A 17,499-nucleotide genomic window follows, 5' to 3' on the forward strand; every position below is an offset into this window, starting at 1 on the left:
AGACCCGGAAACAGATACATCGGGGCTCTCCTCCTCCCTGCCCTGATGTTGAAAGAGCGCGACGACACCTCTCCTCCTCCCTGGTGTCGTCGCGACTTACACATACCGGGATCAAACCCGGGTTCGGATACATCGGGGCTCTCCTCCTCCCTGCCTTGATGTTGCAAAGAACGGCGGTTTCCTCTCCTCCTCCCTGGAAACCGCCGTTTTTCTTTTTCTGAACGCAAAAAAGGCGCCGCGGTCAGAACCGGGCGCTCTCGCAGAATCGAGCATGTGCCGTTAGGCACATTCCATTTGATTAAAACGGTACGTCGTCCTTAGCCGACAGGAATCGCGATACGACCTTCTTCACCCCGGCCTTGTCGAAATCGACCTCGACCTTGTCGCCTTCGATGCCGATCACCGCGCCATAACCGAATTTCTGGTGAAATACCCTCTCACCCAGCGTGAAACTCGCCAGTGCCGTCGCATCGATCACCGTATTGCGGCTTTCTTTGGGCTGAGACATCCCATACTGCCCCTGCCGCGCCTGCATCCGCTTCCAGCCCGGCGAGTTATAGACATTTGCTTCGGCCGCGCGGGTTTCGATGCTGGCCGAAGCCTGTCCGCCACCGTACAGGCCCGGGGGCGTCAGCACCTCTACATGGTCCTCGGGTAACTCGTCGATGAATCGCGATGGCATCGCGTTTTGCCACTGCCCGAACACCCGCCGATTGGCCGCGAAGGAAATCGTACAGACCTCCTCCGCGCGGGTGATACCGACATAGGCCAGCCGCCGCTCCTCCTCCAAACCCTTCAGGCCGGATTCGTCCATCGAGCGTTGCGAGGGGAACAACCCATCCTCCCACCCCGGCAGGAACACGGCAGGAAACTCCAACCCCTTGGCCGCGTGCAGCGTCATGATCGAGACTTTGGCCCCGTCGCCGTCCTGCTCATTGTCCATGACCAAACTGACATGTTCCAAGAACCCCTGCAGGTTCTCGAAATTGTCCAGCTGGTTCACCAGTTCCTTAAGATTCTCCAGCCGCCCCGGTGCCTCGGGCGTCTTTTCATTCTGCCAATGGGCCGTATAGCCGGATTCATCCAGAATGATCTGCGCCAGTTCGATATGCGACACTTCAGGCTCACCAAGCCGCAGCGGCGCACCGTCGTCGATGACCGAGTCATCCTCGACCTCAATCCGCGGCCCGCGCGTCATCGCATTCCAGCGCGCCAGCCCCTCGATCAGCTCCCGCAAAGCCTTGCCGCCTTTCCCCTTGATCAGCCCATTGTCGACCGCAATCCGTGCCCCATCGACCAGCGACACGCCATTTTCGCGCGCGGTCACTTGGATCGTCTGCTGCGCCTTGTCGCCCAAACCGCGCTTGGGCGTATTCACAATCCGCTCGAACGCCAGATCGTCTCCGGGACTGACCACCAACCGGAAATAGGCCATGGCATCGCGGATCTCCATCCGCTCATAGAATCTGGGCCCGCCGATCACCTTATATGGTAGACCGATGGTCAGAAACCGATCCTCAAACGCGCGCATCTGGTGCGAGGCACGAACAAGAATCGCGATCTCATCCAGATTCATCGGACGAATCCCGCGCGTGCCGCCCTGCAGCGCGTCGATTTCTTCGCCGATCCAGCGGGCCTCTTCCTCGCCATCCCAATGGCCGATCAGATTGACCTTGTGGCCCTCTTCGGCATCCGTCCAAAGCTCTTTGCCCAGACGGTTTTCATTGCCGCGTATGACGTTCGAGGCAGCGGCCAGAATATGCGGGGTCGAACGGTAATTCTGCTCAAGCCGCACCACAAACGCGCCGGGGAAGTCCTTTTCGAACCGCAGGATATTGCCCACCTCGGCCCCGCGCCAGCCATAGATCGACTGGTCATCATCGCCCACGCAGCAAATATTCTTATGCGCCCCGGCCAGCAGCCTCAGCCACAGGTATTGGGCGACGTTGGTATCCTGATACTCATCCACCAAAATGTAGCGGAACCAGCGCTGATATTGCTGCAACACGTCCTCGTGCTGCTGAAAGATCGTGACCATGTGCAACAGCAGATCGCCGAAATCGACGGCGTTAAGCTCACGCAGGCGGGTCTGGTATTGGGCATAAAGCTGGATACCCTTGTTGTTATACGCCCCTGCATCCGCGGCAGGCACCTTGTCGGGTGTTAGCGCGCGGTTCTTCCAATCGTCGATGATCCCGGCCAGCATTCGCGGCGGCCAGCGTTTTTCGTCAATATTGGCCAGCTTGATCAACTGCTTGAGCAGGCGCAGCTGATCATCCGTGTCCAGAATGGTGAAGTTCGATTTCAGACCCACCAGTTCCGCATGGCGGCGCAGCAGCTTGACGCAGATCGAATGGAACGTGCCCAGCCACGGCATCCCCTCGGCCGGTTGGCCCAACAAGCGACCCACGCGATCACGCATCTCGCGCGCGGCTTTGTTGGTGAATGTCACGGCCAGAATCTCATTCGGCCGCGCCTGCCCCTTGGTCAGAAGATGCGCAATCCGTGCCGTCAGCGCCTTGGTTTTGCCGGTCCCTGCCCCGGCCAACATCAGAACCGGCCCATCCAGACGCTCAACCGCTTCGCGCTGCGCCGGGTTCAGATCATCAAGATAGGGTGCGGGGCGCGCAACCATGGCGCGCTGGGACAGGGATGCGCCTTCAAAGGCGTCCATTTCATCGAAACTGCTCATCGTGCCAAACTACGCCGAATAAGGCCCGAGGGAAAGAGTTTGTTCACCCCTTGTTCGCCAAGAATTACCGTTTGAACTATAAGCAATTCTATTCAACAGCTCTGCAGTTTGCCGGCCCGCGTTAACCTTTGCTCAAAAAAGCGCACCCGATAGTGAATTCAAAGCTGTGGGAGCGCGATCATGGAACAAAAACTTAAACCAGGCTGGTCATATCGGCTGAAATTGGCGGCCATTGTGCTGACGCTTTTGTCCCTGACCGCGTTTTCTGGCTGGGGAATATACGCAGTGCCTGCTCCGGTCGTGGACCGTATGCTTGAAGCGGACCTGAGAAAAGAAGCCACGCAGCTCGGCAAACAAGTGACATCGCACCTGAAGGATGTTCAAGCCACGTTCCAAACAGGATTCGTCGGCGGCCATGATCAGGAGTTTCTTGAGCTTTTGCCTGCAACATCCGACATCTATCGTTTCAAACTGTTCAACGCAGATGGTCGCGTCTTCTGGTCTTCACGGTCCTCCGACCTAGGGTCGGTGAACTCCAAACCGTACTTTGACACCGTAATCAAACAGGGCAATATCTACTATAAACACGAAGAAAAACCTTTGTCCGAGGTCGAGGATTTCGATGGCGACGCTATTCACGCCTCGGGCCCGCAAACACGCCACGTTGCCGAAATCTACACTCCGATCATTCGAGACGGTCGTTTTCTGGGCGCGATTGAGTTCTATTCGGACATTACAGATGTCAGGAACCTGTTCATAGATCGCGTGCGACTGTCTCTGTTTATTCTTAGCACTGTTGCCCTTCTTGCGTTCAGTGTCGTGACATTGGTCGTGTTCCGCTCTAACCGCCGTCAGGTTCAAAGCCTTCGCGGGCGCGCAGCCAAGGAACGTGAGCTTATGGACGAACAACTGCGTTTGGCCCGAGAAGTCCGTTTGCTGGGCGAGTTGAATGAATGGCTGCAATCCAGCCGGTCTCTGGACGAGCTGTTCGACATGGTCTCGCGTTTTATGACCCACATCCTGCCCGAGTCAGAGGGCAGTGTGTATGTATACTCGAACTCACGCGATGTGCTGGATGGGTGTGCCAGTTGGAATGGTGGCACGCATAAGTCTCACATCCACCCCGAAGGATGCTGGGGCCTGCGTCGGGGGCGAACCTATGAATTCGGTGCGTCCGAGATTGACTTTGTATGTGAACATGCCGAGCCCCATGATGGCCGTCCTTACTTCTGCTTCCCGATTCTGGCCCACGGCGAAACGGTTGGTCTGCTGCATCTGCGGGCGCTGGAAGGTCGCGACAAGTGCTTTCACAAAAGCCGCAAACTGGCGCAGCTATGTGCAGAGCAAATCAGCATGGCAATCGCCAACGTTCGGATGCGCGACCAGTTGCATGACCAGTCAGTGCGGGACCCGCTGACCGGCTTGTTCAACCGGCGGCACATGACCGAGACGTTGCGCAAGTCCATTAGCCGCAGCCAGCAAACAGGCGCTCCGCTCAGCCTGATTGCTGTGGACGTGGATCACTTCAAAAAGTTCAACGACACTCATGGGCACGACGCCGGAGATATGGTTTTGCGCGCTGTTGGATCAGCAATGGAACAAGAGTGTGACCGGGATGAGATCGCCTGCAGGATCGGTGGGGAAGAGTTCATGCTGATCCTGCCCGACAATACTCAGGAAGATGCCATGACCCGCGCTGAACAGCTGCGCCAGGCGGTTGAAGGTATTACCGTGCGGTACGGTGAAAAATCGCTACCCCGCATAACGATTTCTGTGGGTGTCGCCAATTACCCGGCGCATGGAACCATGCCGCAGGATCTTATGCGCTCGGCGGATGATGCGCTGTATGAGGCCAAGGACAAAGGCCGCAATCAGGTTCAGGTTGCCGGAAAGATTGATCCGAGCTCTGGGCGCGGGGATCAGACTGGCGTTACAACACCTTCCATCGCCAAAATTAGCGCAAAGTCCTAAATTTCTTGCCGAATCAGACGCCAACCACGATCAATCCGTATGGATTTGCACAGCAGATACCCCAGCATCGAAGATCTGAAGCGTCGGGCCAAAACCAGAATCCCCCATTTCGTGTGGGAATACCTGGACAGCGGTACCGGAGTCGAAGCAACACTGAACCGAAACCGCGCCGCCCTGGATCGTATTGGCTTTTTGCCCTCAATCCTGCACGGAACGATATCTTGTGACACCGGCACCGATTTTTTGGGGAAACGTTACCCGCTCCCGTTTGGTGTAGCTCCGATCGGAATGGCGGGCTTGATCTGGCCCGACGCCGAGGGAGTTTTGGCGCGGGCCTGCGCGGCGGCAAGCCTGCCTTTTACCCTCTCAAACGTTGCGACCCAAAGCCCCGAAGACCTGGACGGCCACATCGGGGATGACGCGTGGTTTCAACTCTACCCCCCAAAGGACCCAGACATCCGCATGGATTTGCTCAACCGGGTCAAAGCTGCCGGATTCTCAACGCTGGTAATGACTGCGGACGTGCCGGTGGCGTCTCGACGGGAAAGACAAATCCGTTCGGGGCTTACGAACCCGCCCAGGCTGACCCCCCGCTTGCTGGCACAAATCATTCAACGGCCTGCATGGGCCCTTGCCATGGCGCGTAGCGGGCCACCGCGGATGCGCACATTGGACAAGTACACCGACGATTCAAGCAATCTCCCTCCGACAGCGCATGTTGGGTATCTACTGCGCACGTCGCCGGACATGGACTATGTCAGATGGCTGCGCGATGCGTGGGATGGTCCTTTCATAGTTAAAGGGGTTATGCGTGCCGAGGATGCTGAACCGCTGAAACAGGCGGGTGTCGACGCCTTGTGGATATCCAATCACGGTGGTCGACAGTTCGACGCCGCCCCCGCAAGTATCGAGGCGCTACCAGCCATTCGTGCCGCGACAGATCTGCCACTGATACTCGATAGCGGCATCGAAGGGGGGCTGGATATTCTGCGCGCGAAAGCACTGGGCGCAGATTTGGTCATGCTTGGGCGTGGTTTCATGTATGCTCTCGCAGCCCTAGGCGTCGATGGCCCTGACCATGCGATAGACATTCTGCGGCAAGATCTGCTGGCGAATATGGGTCAGCTGGGGGCAGAATCTGTAGATCACTTGCCACCTGCAATATCTCAGATTGATGCTGCGGCGCGGCACGTGTAATACGTTAGCGCCAACATAGGGCGTTTGCGAGCGTTAACATGCCGGTTCTACCCAGAACGACTGATATACGTGCGCGTATTGTCCGCTTATGAACACGGCCAAACCATAAAGACCGGGACCGCAAATGACCGACTTCAACAAGATCCTGATCGCCAACCGCGGCGAGATTGCCATTCGCGTGATGCGCGCAGCCAATGAGATGGGCAAACGCACCGTCGCTGTCTTCGCCGAAGAGGACAAGCTGGGCCTGCACCGTTTTAAGGCGGATGAGGCGTATCGCATTGGCGAAGGCATGGGCCCGGTGGCTGCATATCTTTCGATTGATGAAATCATCCGCGTCGCCAAGGAATGCGGCGCAGACGCGATCCACCCGGGTTACGGCCTGCTGTCGGAAAACCCCGATTTCGTGGATGCCTGTGTGCAGAACGGCATAACCTTTATCGGACCGAAAGCTGAAACCATGCGCGCCCTTGGCGACAAGGCCAGCGCCCGCCGCGTTGCGATTGCAGCTGGCGTTCCGGTCATTCCTGCAACTGAGGTTCTGGGCGATGACATGGACGCGATCCGCGCAGAGGCCGCCGAGATCGGTTACCCGCTGATGCTAAAGGCCAGCTGGGGCGGAGGCGGACGCGGGATGCGCCCGATCGAATCCGAGGCAGAGCTGGAAGAAAAGGTACTGGAAGGCCGCCGCGAGGCCGAGGCCGCTTTTGGCAATGGAGAAGGCTATCTGGAAAAGATGATCACCCGTGCCCGCCATGTCGAGGTGCAGATTCTGGGCGACAAGCACGGTGAGATTTACCACCTGTACGAACGCGACTGCTCGGTTCAGCGCCGGAACCAGAAGGTCGTGGAACGCGCCCCTGCCCCGTATCTGTCTGACGAACAGCGCGCGGAAATCTGTGAACTCGGCCGCAAAATCTGCGCCCATGTGAATTATGAATGCGCAGGCACGGTCGAATTCCTGATGGATATGGAAACCGGCAAGTTCTACTTCATCGAAGTGAACCCCCGCGTACAGGTCGAACATACCGTCACCGAAGAGGTCACGGGCATCGACATCGTGCAGGCGCAAATCCTGATCGCCGAGGGCAAAACCCTGGCCGAAGCAACTGGTGCTGCCAGCCAGTCCGACGTGCGTCTGAACGGTCACGCGCTGCAGACGCGGATCACGACCGAAGATCCGCAGAACAATTTTATCCCCGATTATGGCCGCATCACCGCCTATCGCTCGGCCACCGGAATGGGCATTCGTCTGGATGGCGGCACGGCCTATGCGGGCGGGGTGATCACGCGTTATTACGACTCGTTGCTGACCAAGGTCACGGCCAAGGCGCCCACGCCTGAGGCTGCGATTGCGCGGATGGACCGGGCGCTGCGCGAGTTCCGTATTCGCGGTGTCAGCACCAATATCGACTTTGTCATCAACCTGCTGAAACACCCGACCTTCCTGTCGAACGAATATACCACCAAGTTCATCGACACGACGCCGGATCTGTTTGCCTTCAAGCGGCGCCGCGACAGGGGCACCAAGGTTCTGACCTATATCGCGGATATTACCGTGAACGGGCACCCCGAGACCAAGGACCGTCCCGAACCCCGCGCCGACCTGAAAGAGGCCAAGCCCCCCGCGTTGAAGGGGGAACCCCAGATGGGCACCCGCAACCTGCTGGAGCAGAAAGGCCCGCAGGCGGTCGCAGACTGGATGAAGGCGCAGCGCCAGTTGCTGATTACCGACACCACCATGCGCGACGGGCACCAGTCGCTGTTGGCCACGCGGATGCGCTCAATCGACATGATCAAGGTGGCACCGACCTATGCGGCCAATCTGCCGCAGCTGTTCAGCGTCGAATGCTGGGGCGGTGCGACCTTTGATGTGGCCTATCGGTTCCTGCAGGAATGCCCTTGGCAGCGTCTGCGTGACCTGCGCGAAGCGATGCCGAACCTGATGACTCAAATGTTGCTGCGCGGTGCGAACGGGGTTGGCTATACCAATTACCCCGACAACGTGGTGCAGGAATTCGTCCGTCAGGCTTCGCAGAATATCGATGTGTTCCGGGTATTTGACTCGCTGAACTGGGTCGAGAACATGCGCGTGGCCATGGATGCTGTCGTTGAAAACGGCAAAATCTGTGAGGGCACCGTTTGTTATACCGGTGATATTCTGGACCCGGATCGCGCCAAATATGACCTGAAATACTATGTCGGCATGGCGAAAGAGCTGCGCGACGCGGGGGCGCATGTTCTGGGCCTGAAAGATATGGCTGGTTTGTTGAAGCCGGCCTCGGCCAAGATCTTGATCCGCGCGTTGAGGGAAGAGGTCGGACTGCCGATCCACTTCCACACGCACGACACCGCGGGCATCGCCAGCGCCACCATTCTGGCCGCGTCCGAGGCGGGCGTGGACGCGGTGGATTGCGCGATGGACAGCTTCTCGGGCAACACTTCTCAGGCGACGCTGGGCACCGTGGTCGAGGCGCTGCGACACACGGATCGTGACACCGGGTTGGACATCAAGGCCATCCGCGAGATCAGTGACTACTTCGAAGCAGTTCGTGGCCAGTACGCGGCGTTTGAGTCCAGCCTGCAGGCTCCGGCCTCCGAGGTTTATCTGCACGAAATGCCCGGCGGTCAGTTCACCAACCTCAAGGCGCAGGCGCGCAGCTTGGGGCTGGAGGAACGCTGGCATGAGGTCGCTCAGATGTATGCCGACGTGAACCAGATGTTCGGCGATATCGTCAAGGTGACACCATCGTCCAAGGTGGTTGGCGACATGGCGCTGATGATGGTCAGCCAGGGCCTGACCCGTGCTGACGTGGAAAGCCCGGATACGGATGTGGCCTTCCCTGATTCAGTCGTGGATATGATGCGCGGCAACCTGGGCCAACCTCCGGGCGGTTTCCCCGACACCATCATCCACAAGGTCCTCAAGGACGAGGCCCCCAACACGGATCGCCCCGGCAAGGATGTACCTGCCGTCGATCTTGAAGCCACCCGCGCCGAGCTGTCGAAGCAACTGGAAGGCAAAGAGGTCGATGACGAGGATCTGAACGGGTATCTGATGTATCCCAAGGTCTTCCTGGACTATATGGGCCGCCACCGTACCTATGGCCCGGTTCGCACCCTGCCCACACGCACCTTTTTCTACGGAATGGAACCGGGCGAAGAAATCACGGCCGAGATCGACCCCGGCAAGACGTTGGAAATTCGGTGTCAGGCCATTGGTGAGACCGACGAAAAAGGTGAAGTGAAGGTCTTTTTTGAACTCAACGGCCAACCGCGCGTAATTCGAGTACCGAACCGTCTTGTCACGTCGTCGACACAGACGCGCCCCAAGGCTGAAACCGGCAACCCCGGCCACATCGGCGCACCAATGCCCGGCGTCGTCGCAACCGTTTCCGTTACTGCCGGACAAGAGGTGAAGGAAGGCGACCTGTTGCTGACCATCGAAGCCATGAAGATGGAAACTGGCATCCACGCAGAGCGTGACGCGACCGTTAAGGCGATCCACGTGCAGCCCGGCGGCCAGATTGACGCTAAGGACCTACTGGTCGAACTTGAGTGAACGATCTAGTTTAATTCCCAACCTTCGGGCCGCTCGGACATCCGGGCGGCCCGTCGCTTTGCAAACGGGAGGGAAAACATGCTGTCTATCACACCTATCTACGCTGCGCTGCTGGCGATCATCTACGTCGCTCTCAGCGGCTGGGTCATTAGTACCCGCCGGAGCCAAAAGATCTCGTATGGCGACTCGGGCAACAGCGAGATGCTTAAAGCGGTACGCACCCATTCCAACTTTGCAGAATATGCTCCGTTTGGGTTGCTGCTGATCGCCATGGTCGAGCTTCAGGGGGCGAGCGGCCTGTTGGTCAATCTGTTGGGGCTGTGTTTGCTGGCCGGGCGCATGCTGCATGCCTATGGTTTCGGTAAAACGCCTCAGATCGTTATCCTGCGCCAACTCGGTATGGTTTTGACGTTCACAGCCCTTCTGGTGGCGGCTATCTCGAATCTGATATTAGCCTTTTGATCACCGCAACGCGGGTCAGCCGGTCAAAACACGTGTTTCAACCCTAGGCAATTGCCCGAGGTCAGGCTCGGCCTTTCCAAGCCTGTCCTCGTCCCGCACGCTCAGTGCACAGCTTAAAACGATCAAACCGGCTAATAGAGCCGTCTTAATGTCTGCCACCCGCTTCATTTCCTCGTTTCCATCCTTGTTGTTTTACGTTGCTCTATGTCTTGAACACTTCAGCAGCGCATTTCCGTCGAAATATTTTTGCACCTTTTTGTGCTTTTCTGCTTGCAGCCCTGCGCGGGAATTTATACATCCCTCCTCACTCAACGGCGCGGGCGTAGCTCAGGGGTAGAGCATAACCTTGCCAAGGTTAGGGTCGGGCGTTCGAATCGCCTCGCCCGCTCCATTGAGAGGTCTTCGGACCAACATAGTATCTGATGCGGGCGTAGCTCAGGGGTAGAGCATAACCTTGCCAAGGTTAGGGTCGGGCGTTCGAATCGCCTCGCCCGCTCCAGATACCAAATTCTTGAAACTTTTCTGGCCACCTGCCGATTGTTACGCCATTCTGTTGGCGTTGTAGGTGTTATCGTTACAAGTTTCAGGATTTTAACATGTCAGGATATAGTATCAGGTCACTGACCGCCGATGAATTGCAACACGCCGTTGACTGGGCCGGCCGCGAAGGGTGGAACCCCGGCGTGCACGACGCTCAGTGTTTTCGCCCAACAGACCCAAGTGGATTTCTGGGCGGCTTTCTGGATGGTGAGATGATCGCGTCGGTCTCGGCCGTGAACTATGACGACGCTTTTTCGTTCCTTGGCTTTTACATTGTTCGGCCCGAATTTCGACATCACGGCCACGGTCTCGAGATAGCCAGACACGCACTTGCCCATTGTGAAGGCCGCAACATGGGGCTGGATGGCGTGGTCGAGCAACAGGATAATTACCGGAAATCAGGGTTCACCTTTGCCTACAACAATTTCCGCTTCGGCGCCCCCGTTCGACAGGTCTTGCCCAAACTGGGTCAAGTTCTGGGCAATGGGGTTGCGCCCATAAAGACAGCCACCGACGCCCTTAAAGCCTACGACCGACAGCTATTCCCGGCAGCGCGGGACGCATTTTTGCAAAGCTGGCTAAGCGCGTACTCCCACATCTCACGCGTCTACACCGAAAATGGTCAGATCAGAGGATATGCCACCCTTCGCCCCTGCAAAACGGGGTACAAAGTCGGCCCGCTTTTTGCCGATGACGCCGCAATTGCTCAGGCGCTTTTGGCCAGTTTGCTCGCCGCTATTCCCGTAGATCATCGCGATCACGATGTCTTTGTCGACATGCCCCAGCCCAACGATGCTGCTATCGCGATGGCGCAGCAGTTGGAGTTAAAGAAAGTGTTCGAAACAGCGCGCATGTATTCCGATCATGAACCGGACATCGACCTGAGTCGGGTTTTCGGGGTAACTACGTTTGAGTTGGGTTAGAACGCCTTGAACGTCATCGTGGTCAGCGATCTTTCGATATCAGGAATCACCAGCAAGTTTTCGTTGATGAAATGACCCACATCTTCAGTTTCCGGAATATAGAGCTTTAGCAGCAGGTCGTATTCACCACTGGTCGAATAAAGCTCGGAATGAATTTCGCGCAGGGCGATGTCTTCGGCCACCTTATAGGTGGTGCCGGGTTTGCAGCGGATCTGGATGAAAACGCAGGTGGACATGGGCCGGGCCTTATTGGTTCGTGTTGGTCGCAAGCTGGCACGAGGCGCGCCGGGGTGCAATCCCCTGCAACAGTTTACGGCGAATGCGCCTTTGCGGTCTGGATATGCGCGCCCTTCCCCGTCTATAAGCGCGCCTGTAGCAAAAGGAATTCGCCCATGCGCAGCGCAAAGATCAGCCGACAGACCGCCGAGACCGAGATCTCGGTCGAAGTCAATCTGGACGGCACCGGCACCTACGACAACCAGACCGGCGTCGGGTTCTTCGATCATATGCTGGATCAGCTGGCGCGTCATTCGCTGATCGACATGACGATCCGCGCCAAGGGCGATTACCACATCGACGACCACCACACGGTCGAAGACACCGGCATCGCGCTGGGTCAGGCGCTGACGCAGGCATTGGGCGACAAGAAGGGCATCCGGCGCTATGGCGAATGCCACTTGCCGATGGATGACGCGCAGGTGCGCTGTGCGCTGGACCTGTCGGGCCGTCCGTTCCTGATCTGGAACGTGGACCTGCCGACGCACAAGATCGGCACGTTCGACACCGAGCTGGTACGTGAGTTCTTTCAGGCACTGTCCACCCATGGCGGCATCACCCTGCATATCGACCAGTTGCACGGCTTCAACAGCCACCACATTGCCGAAGCTGCCTTTAAGGCCGTCGCCCGCGCCCTGCGCCTGGCGGTCGAAACCGACCCGCGCAAGGCGGATGCGATTCCATCCACGAAAGGCGCGCTGTAGATGCTGACAGCGATCATTGACTACGAAAGCGGCAACCTGCACTCGGCGGAAAAGGCGTTTCAGCGGATGGCGCGGGAATTGGATGCGGGCGAGGTCGTCGTGACCTCGGACGCGGATGTTGTCGCGCGCGCCGACCGGCTGGTTCTGCCTGGCGACGGGGCTTTCCCGGCCTGCGCCGCCGAACTGCGCGGCCATAAGGGCATCCACGACGCCATGATTGAGGCGGTGGAGCAAAAAGGCCGTCCGTTTCTTGGCATCTGCGTCGGGATGCAGCTGATGGCCTCTACAGGCCATGAATACACCGAAACTGATGGTCTGGGCTGGGTTGCGGGCGATGTGGTGCGGATTGAACCGTCAGACAGCGCGCTGAAAGTCCCGCAGATGGGCTGGAACGATCTGGTTCTGGAAAGCGATCACCCAGTGTTTGACGGGATAAAATCCGGCGATCACACCTATTTCGTCCACTCCTACCACTTCCGGGTCGCGGACCCAGCACAGCGTCTGGCCTATGTGGACTATGGGCAGGACGTCACGGCCGTGATTGGCCGTGACACGATGGTTGGAATGCAGTTTCACCCTGAGAAAAGCCAGGATGTGGGGCTGCGCATGATCGGCAACTTCCTGACGTGGAAGCCCTGATCCTTTACTGAACGCGGGTCCAGGTCTGGCCGCGGCAGATCAGACCACCCGCAGCACAGCCTTTGACGGTCAGCTTGTTCTGGCTGTCCAGCTGCATCTTTGAACTGTAGGTCTTATCGCGGTCCGGGGCCCAGATTTTGCCACCACCATAAGCGCCATCCCCTTGCGCCTGCATATCCCAGATCATCTGTTTACCCAGATTCTCATAGTTCAACGATTGATTGCCCGAGGCGTCAAACGCGCTATCGATGGTTCCACAGATGGCACTGCCGCAGGGCTGGATCGAAACGTGCAGATAGTTGCCTTCATCTCCGGGCTCGGTTTTCCAAAGACCGTCGACCGGGTCTGCCAGCGCTGCCGTAGAAAGAACAGAAAAGGCCGCTGCTGCAATGAATGTAGATTTCATGATCTTCTCCCTTTTATGAGGCCACTTTGTCGCGCCTTATGTCGTCGGGCAAGAATGACCCCGCGTCGCGTTGCATCCCCTGCCCCGCTTGTGCGATATCCCCCGCGTGTAACACTGATATAGGGCCGCCGATCATGATCCTCTACCCCGCCATCGACCTCAAAGACGGCCAGGCCGTGCGCCTGTTGCGTGGTGAAATGGACAAGGCGACTGTGTTCAATGACGACCCGGCCGCCCAGGCGAAAGCATTTGTCGAAGCCGGGTGCGAGTGGCTGCATCTGGTCGACCTGAACGGTGCTTTCGCCGGCGAGCCGGTCAACGCCGCCCCGGTCGAAGCGATCCTGTCGGCATGCAAAGTCCCCGCCCAGCTAGGTGGAGGCATCCGCGATATGGCCACAATCGAAACTTGGATCGACAAAGGGCTCGCCCGCGTCATTCTTGGTACCGTTGCGGTCGAAAACCCCGATCTGGTCCGCGAAGCCGCGCGTGAGTTTCCCGGCAAGGTCGCCGTGGGCATCGACGCCCGCAACGGCATGGTCGCCACCAAAGGATGGGCCGAGGAAACCGATGTCGAAGTCACTGATCTAGCACGCAGCTTCGAGGATGCGGGCGTCGCGGCCATCATCTACACCGATATCAACCGCGACGGCGCGATGCAGGGCCCGAATATTGATGCCACAGCCGCCCTCGCCCGCGCCGTGTCCATTCCGGTGATCGCGTCGGGCGGAGTGAGCTCGCTAGATGATCTGATCGCCCTGCGCGATTGTGGCGTGGAATTGAATGGCGCGATTTCGGGCCGTGCGCTGTACGACGGGGCGCTTGATCTGAAAAAAGCGCTGGCCACGCTCGGCGCGTAATCAAGCCGACCGGCGGTTATTCCAGCTTCCATGTGTGTTTCCGAGGCTGCCCATCTTTGTATGGCTGCAGCTCCGTTTCACTGATTTTTACGAATTGAAAACAACCCGACCAGTCTCCGGTCTTTTCGCACCACTTATCGCCATCAACATACCACTCGCCGTCGTAGGAGTTTCCCCCGAAATTACCGGCAAGTTTACCTTTTTTGCGACCAGTGCTGTATGCCTGTGCCCACTGGGTCTTGTCATCCTGATTAGAAATAGACCGGACTGTTGACCCGGGTAGGGTTGCCAAAAGTTCTGACTTGGACATGAAATCTTGCGCAATCGCTCCGGTGGTAAACACCCCGACACATATCACTGCTGCGCTGATTGTTTGTAAGGCAATTTTCATAAAAAACCTCCCAATATGTACTTTGAAATGCGGCAATTCTATCACAAATCGCCGCCATCCCAAAACTTGAGAGGTATCGCCACGCACCCGCCGGCGTGGCAGAACCTTATTGCGCGGCCGCTGCAGTCAGTTTGGCCAGTGCGCCGCGCATCTTTTCGATGACTGGGGCGTCAGAGACACCATTGAGATCCTCCAAGGTCTCTTTCGGGTCTTCATAGGCCAACCAAACCTGCCCGTTGGCGTCCTCATAAGCCTGAACCTTCAGCGGCAGGAACAGCCCGGCGCGCGGGTCGATCTGCATGGCGGGTGTACCAAGTGCAGGGTTGCCGAAGATCAGCACCTGATTGGCCGGGATCGGTGTACCCACCTTCTCGGCGCCGGCGGCATGGTCGACACGGGCAAAGACGGTTGCGCCTGCATTGCCGACAGCAGCCTCAAGCGCGTCCAGCGCCTCGGCCACGGATTTATTTGTCTCAACTTTGATGATGTCGTCTGCCATGGCGGACAGTGCCCCTCCGAATGTGAGTATTGAAGCCAGAATAAGATGTCGCATCTCGATAATCCTTTTCATAAATTTCATCCCTAATTTCCACGGCTTCGCGGGAGATCACAATCACAAGTCTGGCATCGGCGGGGCTTTGCCGTTAGAGGTGCGCCAACAAAGGACTTCGACATGCTGAAAACACGCATCATTCCCTGCCTGGACGTCGCTGATGGCCGCGTGGTCAAGGGCGTCAATTTTGTTGGCCTGCGCGATGCGGGCGATCCGGTGGAATCGGCCAAGGCCTATGATGAGGATGGCGCGGATGAGATCTGTTTTCTGGACATTCACGCCACCCATGAAAACCGCGGCACCATGTTCGATGTGGTTCAGCGCACGGCCGAGCAGTGCTTTGTCCCCCTGACCGTTGGCGGCGGCGTACGCACCAAGGACGATGTTCGTGCCCTGCTGTTGGCCGGGGCGGATAAGGTCAGCTTCAACTCGGCCGCCGTGGCCAACCCCGATGTGATCGCCGAATCCGCCGATCAGTTCGGCAGTCAGTGCATCGTGTGCGCCATTGACGCCAAAACCGTCAGCCCCGGCAAGTGGGAGATTTTCACCCATGGCGGCCGCAAGCCCACCGGTATCGACGCGGTCGAGTTCGCCAAAACCGTCGTTGCCAAGGGTGCGGGTGAAATCCTGCTGACATCAATGGATCGCGACGGCACCAAGGCGGGGTTCAACCTGCCGCTGACCCGCGCCATTTCTGATGCTGTGGACGTGCCGGTGATCGCCTCGGGCGGGGTCGGCAATCTGGATCATCTGGTCGAAGGCGTCACCGAAGGTGGGGCCAGTGCGGTTCTTGCGGCCTCGATCTTCCATTTCGGCGAATACACTATCCGCGAGGCCAAAGAGCATATGGCCGCCGCCGGCATCCCCATGAGGCTGACATGAGTATCCTGCACGATCTGGCCGCCACGATCGACTCGCGCAAGGGGACGGACCCAGACAGCAGTTGGACGGCCAAGCTGTTGTCCAAAGGCCCTGAGAAATGCGCCGAGAAATTCGGCGAAGAGGCCGTAGAAGCCATCATCGAAGCAGTCAAGAACGACAAAGCCGGGCTGACAGCCGAGGCAGCGGATGTGCTGTATCACCTGCTGGTCATGTTGGCCGCGCGCGATGTGGCGCTGGATGACGTGTTGGCCGAACTGGCCCGCCGTCAAGGTATCAGCGGCATCTCCGAAAAAGCTGCAAGGCCAAAGGACTAGGCTTTCGCCGACGTGCCTTTATGATCGGGTTTCAACACCGAACGGATCAAAGGGCCCGCAGATGATCAAAACCTTGGCCACCCTATTGGCCCTTGTGGCGCTGACTGCTTGTGCCAGCCCTCCGTCCCAGACCGGGGACGAGGCGCAGCGTCTGGCCACCGAAATCCGAAATCTGGGCCCCGGCATTGATCCATCCGAGGCCGACCGCGCTGCACGTATCACCTATGCCTATACCGCGCAGCTGGCGCAGGAATACCAGATTACCGATCCTCCGCTGATCCACAATGCCAAGGTCAACAAGGGCCTAAAGCCGCGCGGACTGTGCTGGCACTGGGCCGAGGATATCGAGCAGCGTCTGAACCAAGAAGGTTTCAAAACCCTGAAGATTCACCGGGCCATCGCCAATGCGGATAACCCGCTGCGAATTGACCACAGCACCGCGATTATCAGTCGCTCAGAGGATGAGATGCAGGACGGAATCATTCTGGACCCCTGGCGGTACGGCGGAACTCTTTTTTGGTCACCCTTCAGAGAGGACACCCGATATGACTGGGTCCCGCGCGAGATTGTGTTGGCACAAAGGCGTATCGAACAATACGGCGAGCTCCTCGCCTATACAGGCGAATAGCTTATAGCTTGGACGAGATCACCCCGGTCGCGAACCCACCCATCCGCAGCTCGCCGAAAAGGCGCTGATATTCGATCTTGGGACAGCGATTCATCACCACATCAACACCGCGCGTCTGCGCCTTTGCTGCAGCGTCGGCGTGTTCCACACCGATCTGCATCCAAATGGTTCCCAATTCCGGAAACGCATCCAGTGCTTGATCAACGATCGGAGGGACAGCCTCGGACCGTCGAAAAATATCAACCATATCGACCGATTCCCGAACATCTAACAAAGACGCCCGAACCTTGGTGCCAAACAGCTCTTTTCCCGCATGCCCAGGATTGACCGGGATAACCGTGTACCCCTTGAGCGATAAGTAGCGCGCAACATAATAGCTGGGCCGGACCGGGTTCATCGAAACACCAAGCACGGCCACAGTTTTCGTGCGCTTAAGTATGTTCGACAGAAATGCGTCTGTGTATTTAGTCATGCCGCCACCCTATGCGCAGTCCATCAAAGA

The 17,499-nt window shown here is 58.0% G+C and carries 17 protein-coding genes and 2 tRNA genes; 13 read left to right on the plus strand and 6 right to left on the minus strand.

Going from position 1 to position 17,499, the window contains the following annotated elements:
- Window positions 1-298 precede the first annotated feature (298 nt).
- Window positions 299-2,692: an ATP-dependent helicase gene (locus GOW48_RS08980; RefSeq protein WP_170753088.1), complete on the minus strand. Its 2,394-nt coding sequence runs from the start codon at window positions 2,690-2,692 to the stop codon at window positions 299-301.
- A gap of 180 nt (window positions 2,693-2,872) precedes the next feature.
- On the opposite strand from GOW48_RS08980, the gene GOW48_RS08985 reads away from it, so the two are divergent.
- From GOW48_RS08985 to GOW48_RS09015, 7 genes are all read left to right on the plus strand, one after another.
- Window positions 2,873-4,663, plus strand: a complete 1,791-nt coding sequence (locus GOW48_RS08985; protein WP_170753089.1) for a sensor domain-containing diguanylate cyclase — start codon at window positions 2,873-2,875, stop codon at window positions 4,661-4,663.
- A 39-nt stretch (window positions 4,664-4,702) separates the two neighbouring features.
- Window positions 4,703-5,860, plus strand: coding sequence for an alpha-hydroxy acid oxidase (locus GOW48_RS08990; RefSeq protein WP_170753091.1), 1,158 nt, complete (start codon window positions 4,703-4,705; stop codon window positions 5,858-5,860).
- Window positions 5,861-5,984: 124 nt separating this feature from the next.
- Window positions 5,985-9,422 (plus strand): pyruvate carboxylase, encoded by a 3,438-nt coding sequence (locus tag GOW48_RS08995; RefSeq protein WP_170753093.1) that lies wholly within the window; start codon window positions 5,985-5,987, stop codon window positions 9,420-9,422.
- 78 nt (window positions 9,423-9,500) lie between these two features.
- Window positions 9,501-9,884, plus strand: a complete 384-nt coding sequence (locus tag GOW48_RS09000) for an MAPEG family protein (protein WP_170753095.1) — start codon at window positions 9,501-9,503, stop codon at window positions 9,882-9,884.
- Window positions 9,885-10,200: 316 nt separating this feature from the next.
- Window positions 10,201-10,275 (plus strand) — tRNA-Gly (locus GOW48_RS09005).
- 33 nt (window positions 10,276-10,308) lie between these two features.
- A tRNA-Gly gene (locus GOW48_RS09010) sits at window positions 10,309-10,383 on the plus strand.
- 97 nt (window positions 10,384-10,480) lie between these two features.
- A complete protein-coding gene (locus GOW48_RS09015) occupies window positions 10,481-11,347 on the plus strand; it encodes a GNAT family N-acetyltransferase (RefSeq protein WP_170753097.1) in 867 nt (288 codons plus the stop codon).
- On the opposite strand, the gene GOW48_RS09020 is transcribed toward GOW48_RS09015, so the two are convergent.
- Window positions 11,344-11,583 (minus strand): Lrp/AsnC family transcriptional regulator, encoded by a 240-nt coding sequence (locus GOW48_RS09020; protein WP_170753098.1) that lies wholly within the window; start codon window positions 11,581-11,583, stop codon window positions 11,344-11,346. The two genes, GOW48_RS09015 and GOW48_RS09020, sit on opposite strands and share 4 nt — an antisense overlap.
- Window positions 11,584-11,739: 156 nt before the next feature.
- On the opposite strand from GOW48_RS09020, the gene hisB reads away from it, so the two are divergent.
- Entirely contained in the window at window positions 11,740-12,327 is a 588-nt protein-coding gene (hisB, locus tag GOW48_RS09025) for an imidazoleglycerol-phosphate dehydratase HisB (protein WP_170352535.1), read from the plus strand.
- Window positions 12,328-12,966 carry an imidazole glycerol phosphate synthase subunit HisH gene (gene hisH / locus GOW48_RS09030; RefSeq protein ID WP_170753100.1) on the plus strand — a complete coding sequence of 213 codons (639 nt, stop codon included), beginning with the start codon at window positions 12,328-12,330 and terminating at the stop codon, window positions 12,964-12,966.
- A gap of 4 nt (window positions 12,967-12,970) precedes the next feature.
- Here hisH and GOW48_RS09035 read toward each other — a convergent pair whose 3' ends face one another.
- On the minus strand, window positions 12,971-13,372 hold the full coding sequence (locus GOW48_RS09035; protein WP_170352533.1) for a DUF2147 domain-containing protein: 402 nt from the start codon (window positions 13,370-13,372) through the stop codon (window positions 12,971-12,973).
- 134 nt (window positions 13,373-13,506) lie between these two features.
- Here GOW48_RS09035 and hisA point away from each other — a divergent pair, with 134 nt between their 5' ends.
- Window positions 13,507-14,229, plus strand: coding sequence for a 1-(5-phosphoribosyl)-5-[(5-phosphoribosylamino)methylideneamino]imidazole-4-carboxamide isomerase (hisA, locus tag GOW48_RS09040; RefSeq protein ID WP_170753102.1), 723 nt, complete (start codon window positions 13,507-13,509; stop codon window positions 14,227-14,229).
- Between the two features lie 16 nt (window positions 14,230-14,245).
- Here hisA and GOW48_RS09045 read toward each other — a convergent pair whose 3' ends face one another.
- Window positions 14,246-14,620, minus strand: a complete 375-nt coding sequence (locus tag GOW48_RS09045; protein ID WP_170756400.1) for a hypothetical protein — start codon at window positions 14,618-14,620, stop codon at window positions 14,246-14,248.
- Window positions 14,621-14,726: 106 nt separating this feature from the next.
- Entirely contained in the window at window positions 14,727-15,119 is a 393-nt protein-coding gene (locus GOW48_RS09050; protein ID WP_170753524.1) for a DUF302 domain-containing protein, read from the minus strand.
- A gap of 174 nt (window positions 15,120-15,293) precedes the next feature.
- Here GOW48_RS09050 and hisF point away from each other — a divergent pair, with 174 nt between their 5' ends.
- The 3 genes from hisF to GOW48_RS09065 all read left to right on the plus strand — a co-directional run bounded on the left by hisF (window position 15,294) and on the right by GOW48_RS09065 (window position 16,997).
- Window positions 15,294-16,055, plus strand: coding sequence for an imidazole glycerol phosphate synthase subunit HisF (gene hisF, locus GOW48_RS09055; protein WP_170753105.1), 762 nt, complete (start codon window positions 15,294-15,296; stop codon window positions 16,053-16,055).
- Window positions 16,052-16,369 (plus strand): phosphoribosyl-ATP diphosphatase, encoded by a 318-nt coding sequence (locus tag GOW48_RS09060; RefSeq protein WP_170753107.1) that lies wholly within the window; start codon window positions 16,052-16,054, stop codon window positions 16,367-16,369. Before hisF ends, GOW48_RS09060 begins: the two co-directional genes overlap by 4 nt.
- Before the next feature lie 61 nt (window positions 16,370-16,430).
- Window positions 16,431-16,997 carry a hypothetical protein gene (locus GOW48_RS09065; protein WP_170753109.1) on the plus strand — a complete coding sequence of 189 codons (567 nt, stop codon included), beginning with the start codon at window positions 16,431-16,433 and terminating at the stop codon, window positions 16,995-16,997.
- 1 nt (window position 16,998) lies between these two features.
- Here GOW48_RS09065 and GOW48_RS09070 read toward each other — a convergent pair whose 3' ends face one another.
- The gene (locus GOW48_RS09070) at window positions 16,999-17,469 is read right to left on the minus strand and encodes a CoA-binding protein (RefSeq protein WP_170753111.1); all 471 of its coding nucleotides are present in this window, start codon (window positions 17,467-17,469) and stop codon (window positions 16,999-17,001) included.
- Window positions 17,470-17,499: the final 30 nt, after the last annotated feature.

Origin of the sequence: Ruegeria lacuscaerulensis (assembly GCF_013033355.1) — a bacterium.
Taxonomy (GTDB): domain Bacteria; phylum Pseudomonadota; class Alphaproteobacteria; order Rhodobacterales; family Rhodobacteraceae; genus Ruegeria; species Ruegeria lacuscaerulensis_A.

Bases quoted from the DNA above. Each gene is read 5' to 3' on its own strand.
- GOW48_RS09035 (WP_170352533.1), bottom strand. From the start codon at position 13,372: ATGAAATCTACATTCATTGCAGCAGCGGCCTTTTCTGTTCTTTCTACG.
- hisA (WP_170753102.1), top strand. From the start codon at position 13,507: ATGATCCTCTACCCCGCCATCGACCTCAAAGACGGCCAGGCCGTGCGC.
- GOW48_RS09020 (WP_170753098.1), bottom strand. From the start codon at position 11,583: ATGTCCACCTGCGTTTTCATCCAGATCCGCTGCAAACCCGGCACCACC.
- GOW48_RS08990 (WP_170753091.1), top strand. From the start codon at position 4,703: ATGGATTTGCACAGCAGATACCCCAGCATCGAAGATCTGAAGCGTCGG.
- GOW48_RS09045 (WP_170756400.1), bottom strand. From the start codon at position 14,620: ATGAAAATTGCCTTACAAACAATCAGCGCAGCAGTGATATGTGTCGGG.
- GOW48_RS09000 (WP_170753095.1), top strand. From the start codon at position 9,501: ATGCTGTCTATCACACCTATCTACGCTGCGCTGCTGGCGATCATCTAC.
- hisF (WP_170753105.1), top strand. From the start codon at position 15,294: ATGCTGAAAACACGCATCATTCCCTGCCTGGACGTCGCTGATGGCCGC.
- GOW48_RS09065 (WP_170753109.1), top strand. From the start codon at position 16,431: ATGATCAAAACCTTGGCCACCCTATTGGCCCTTGTGGCGCTGACTGCT.
- GOW48_RS09050 (WP_170753524.1), bottom strand. From the start codon at position 15,119: ATGGCAGACGACATCATCAAAGTTGAGACAAATAAATCCGTGGCCGAG.
- GOW48_RS08995 (WP_170753093.1), top strand. From the start codon at position 5,985: ATGACCGACTTCAACAAGATCCTGATCGCCAACCGCGGCGAGATTGCC.
- GOW48_RS09015 (WP_170753097.1), top strand. From the start codon at position 10,481: ATGTCAGGATATAGTATCAGGTCACTGACCGCCGATGAATTGCAACAC.
- GOW48_RS08980 (WP_170753088.1), bottom strand. From the start codon at position 2,692: ATGAGCAGTTTCGATGAAATGGACGCCTTTGAAGGCGCATCCCTGTCC.
- hisB (WP_170352535.1), top strand. From the start codon at position 11,740: ATGCGCAGCGCAAAGATCAGCCGACAGACCGCCGAGACCGAGATCTCG.
- GOW48_RS08985 (WP_170753089.1), top strand. From the start codon at position 2,873: ATGGAACAAAAACTTAAACCAGGCTGGTCATATCGGCTGAAATTGGCG.
- GOW48_RS09070 (WP_170753111.1), bottom strand. From the start codon at position 17,469: ATGACTAAATACACAGACGCATTTCTGTCGAACATACTTAAGCGCACG.
- GOW48_RS09060 (WP_170753107.1), top strand. From the start codon at position 16,052: ATGAGTATCCTGCACGATCTGGCCGCCACGATCGACTCGCGCAAGGGG.
- hisH (WP_170753100.1), top strand. From the start codon at position 12,328: ATGCTGACAGCGATCATTGACTACGAAAGCGGCAACCTGCACTCGGCG.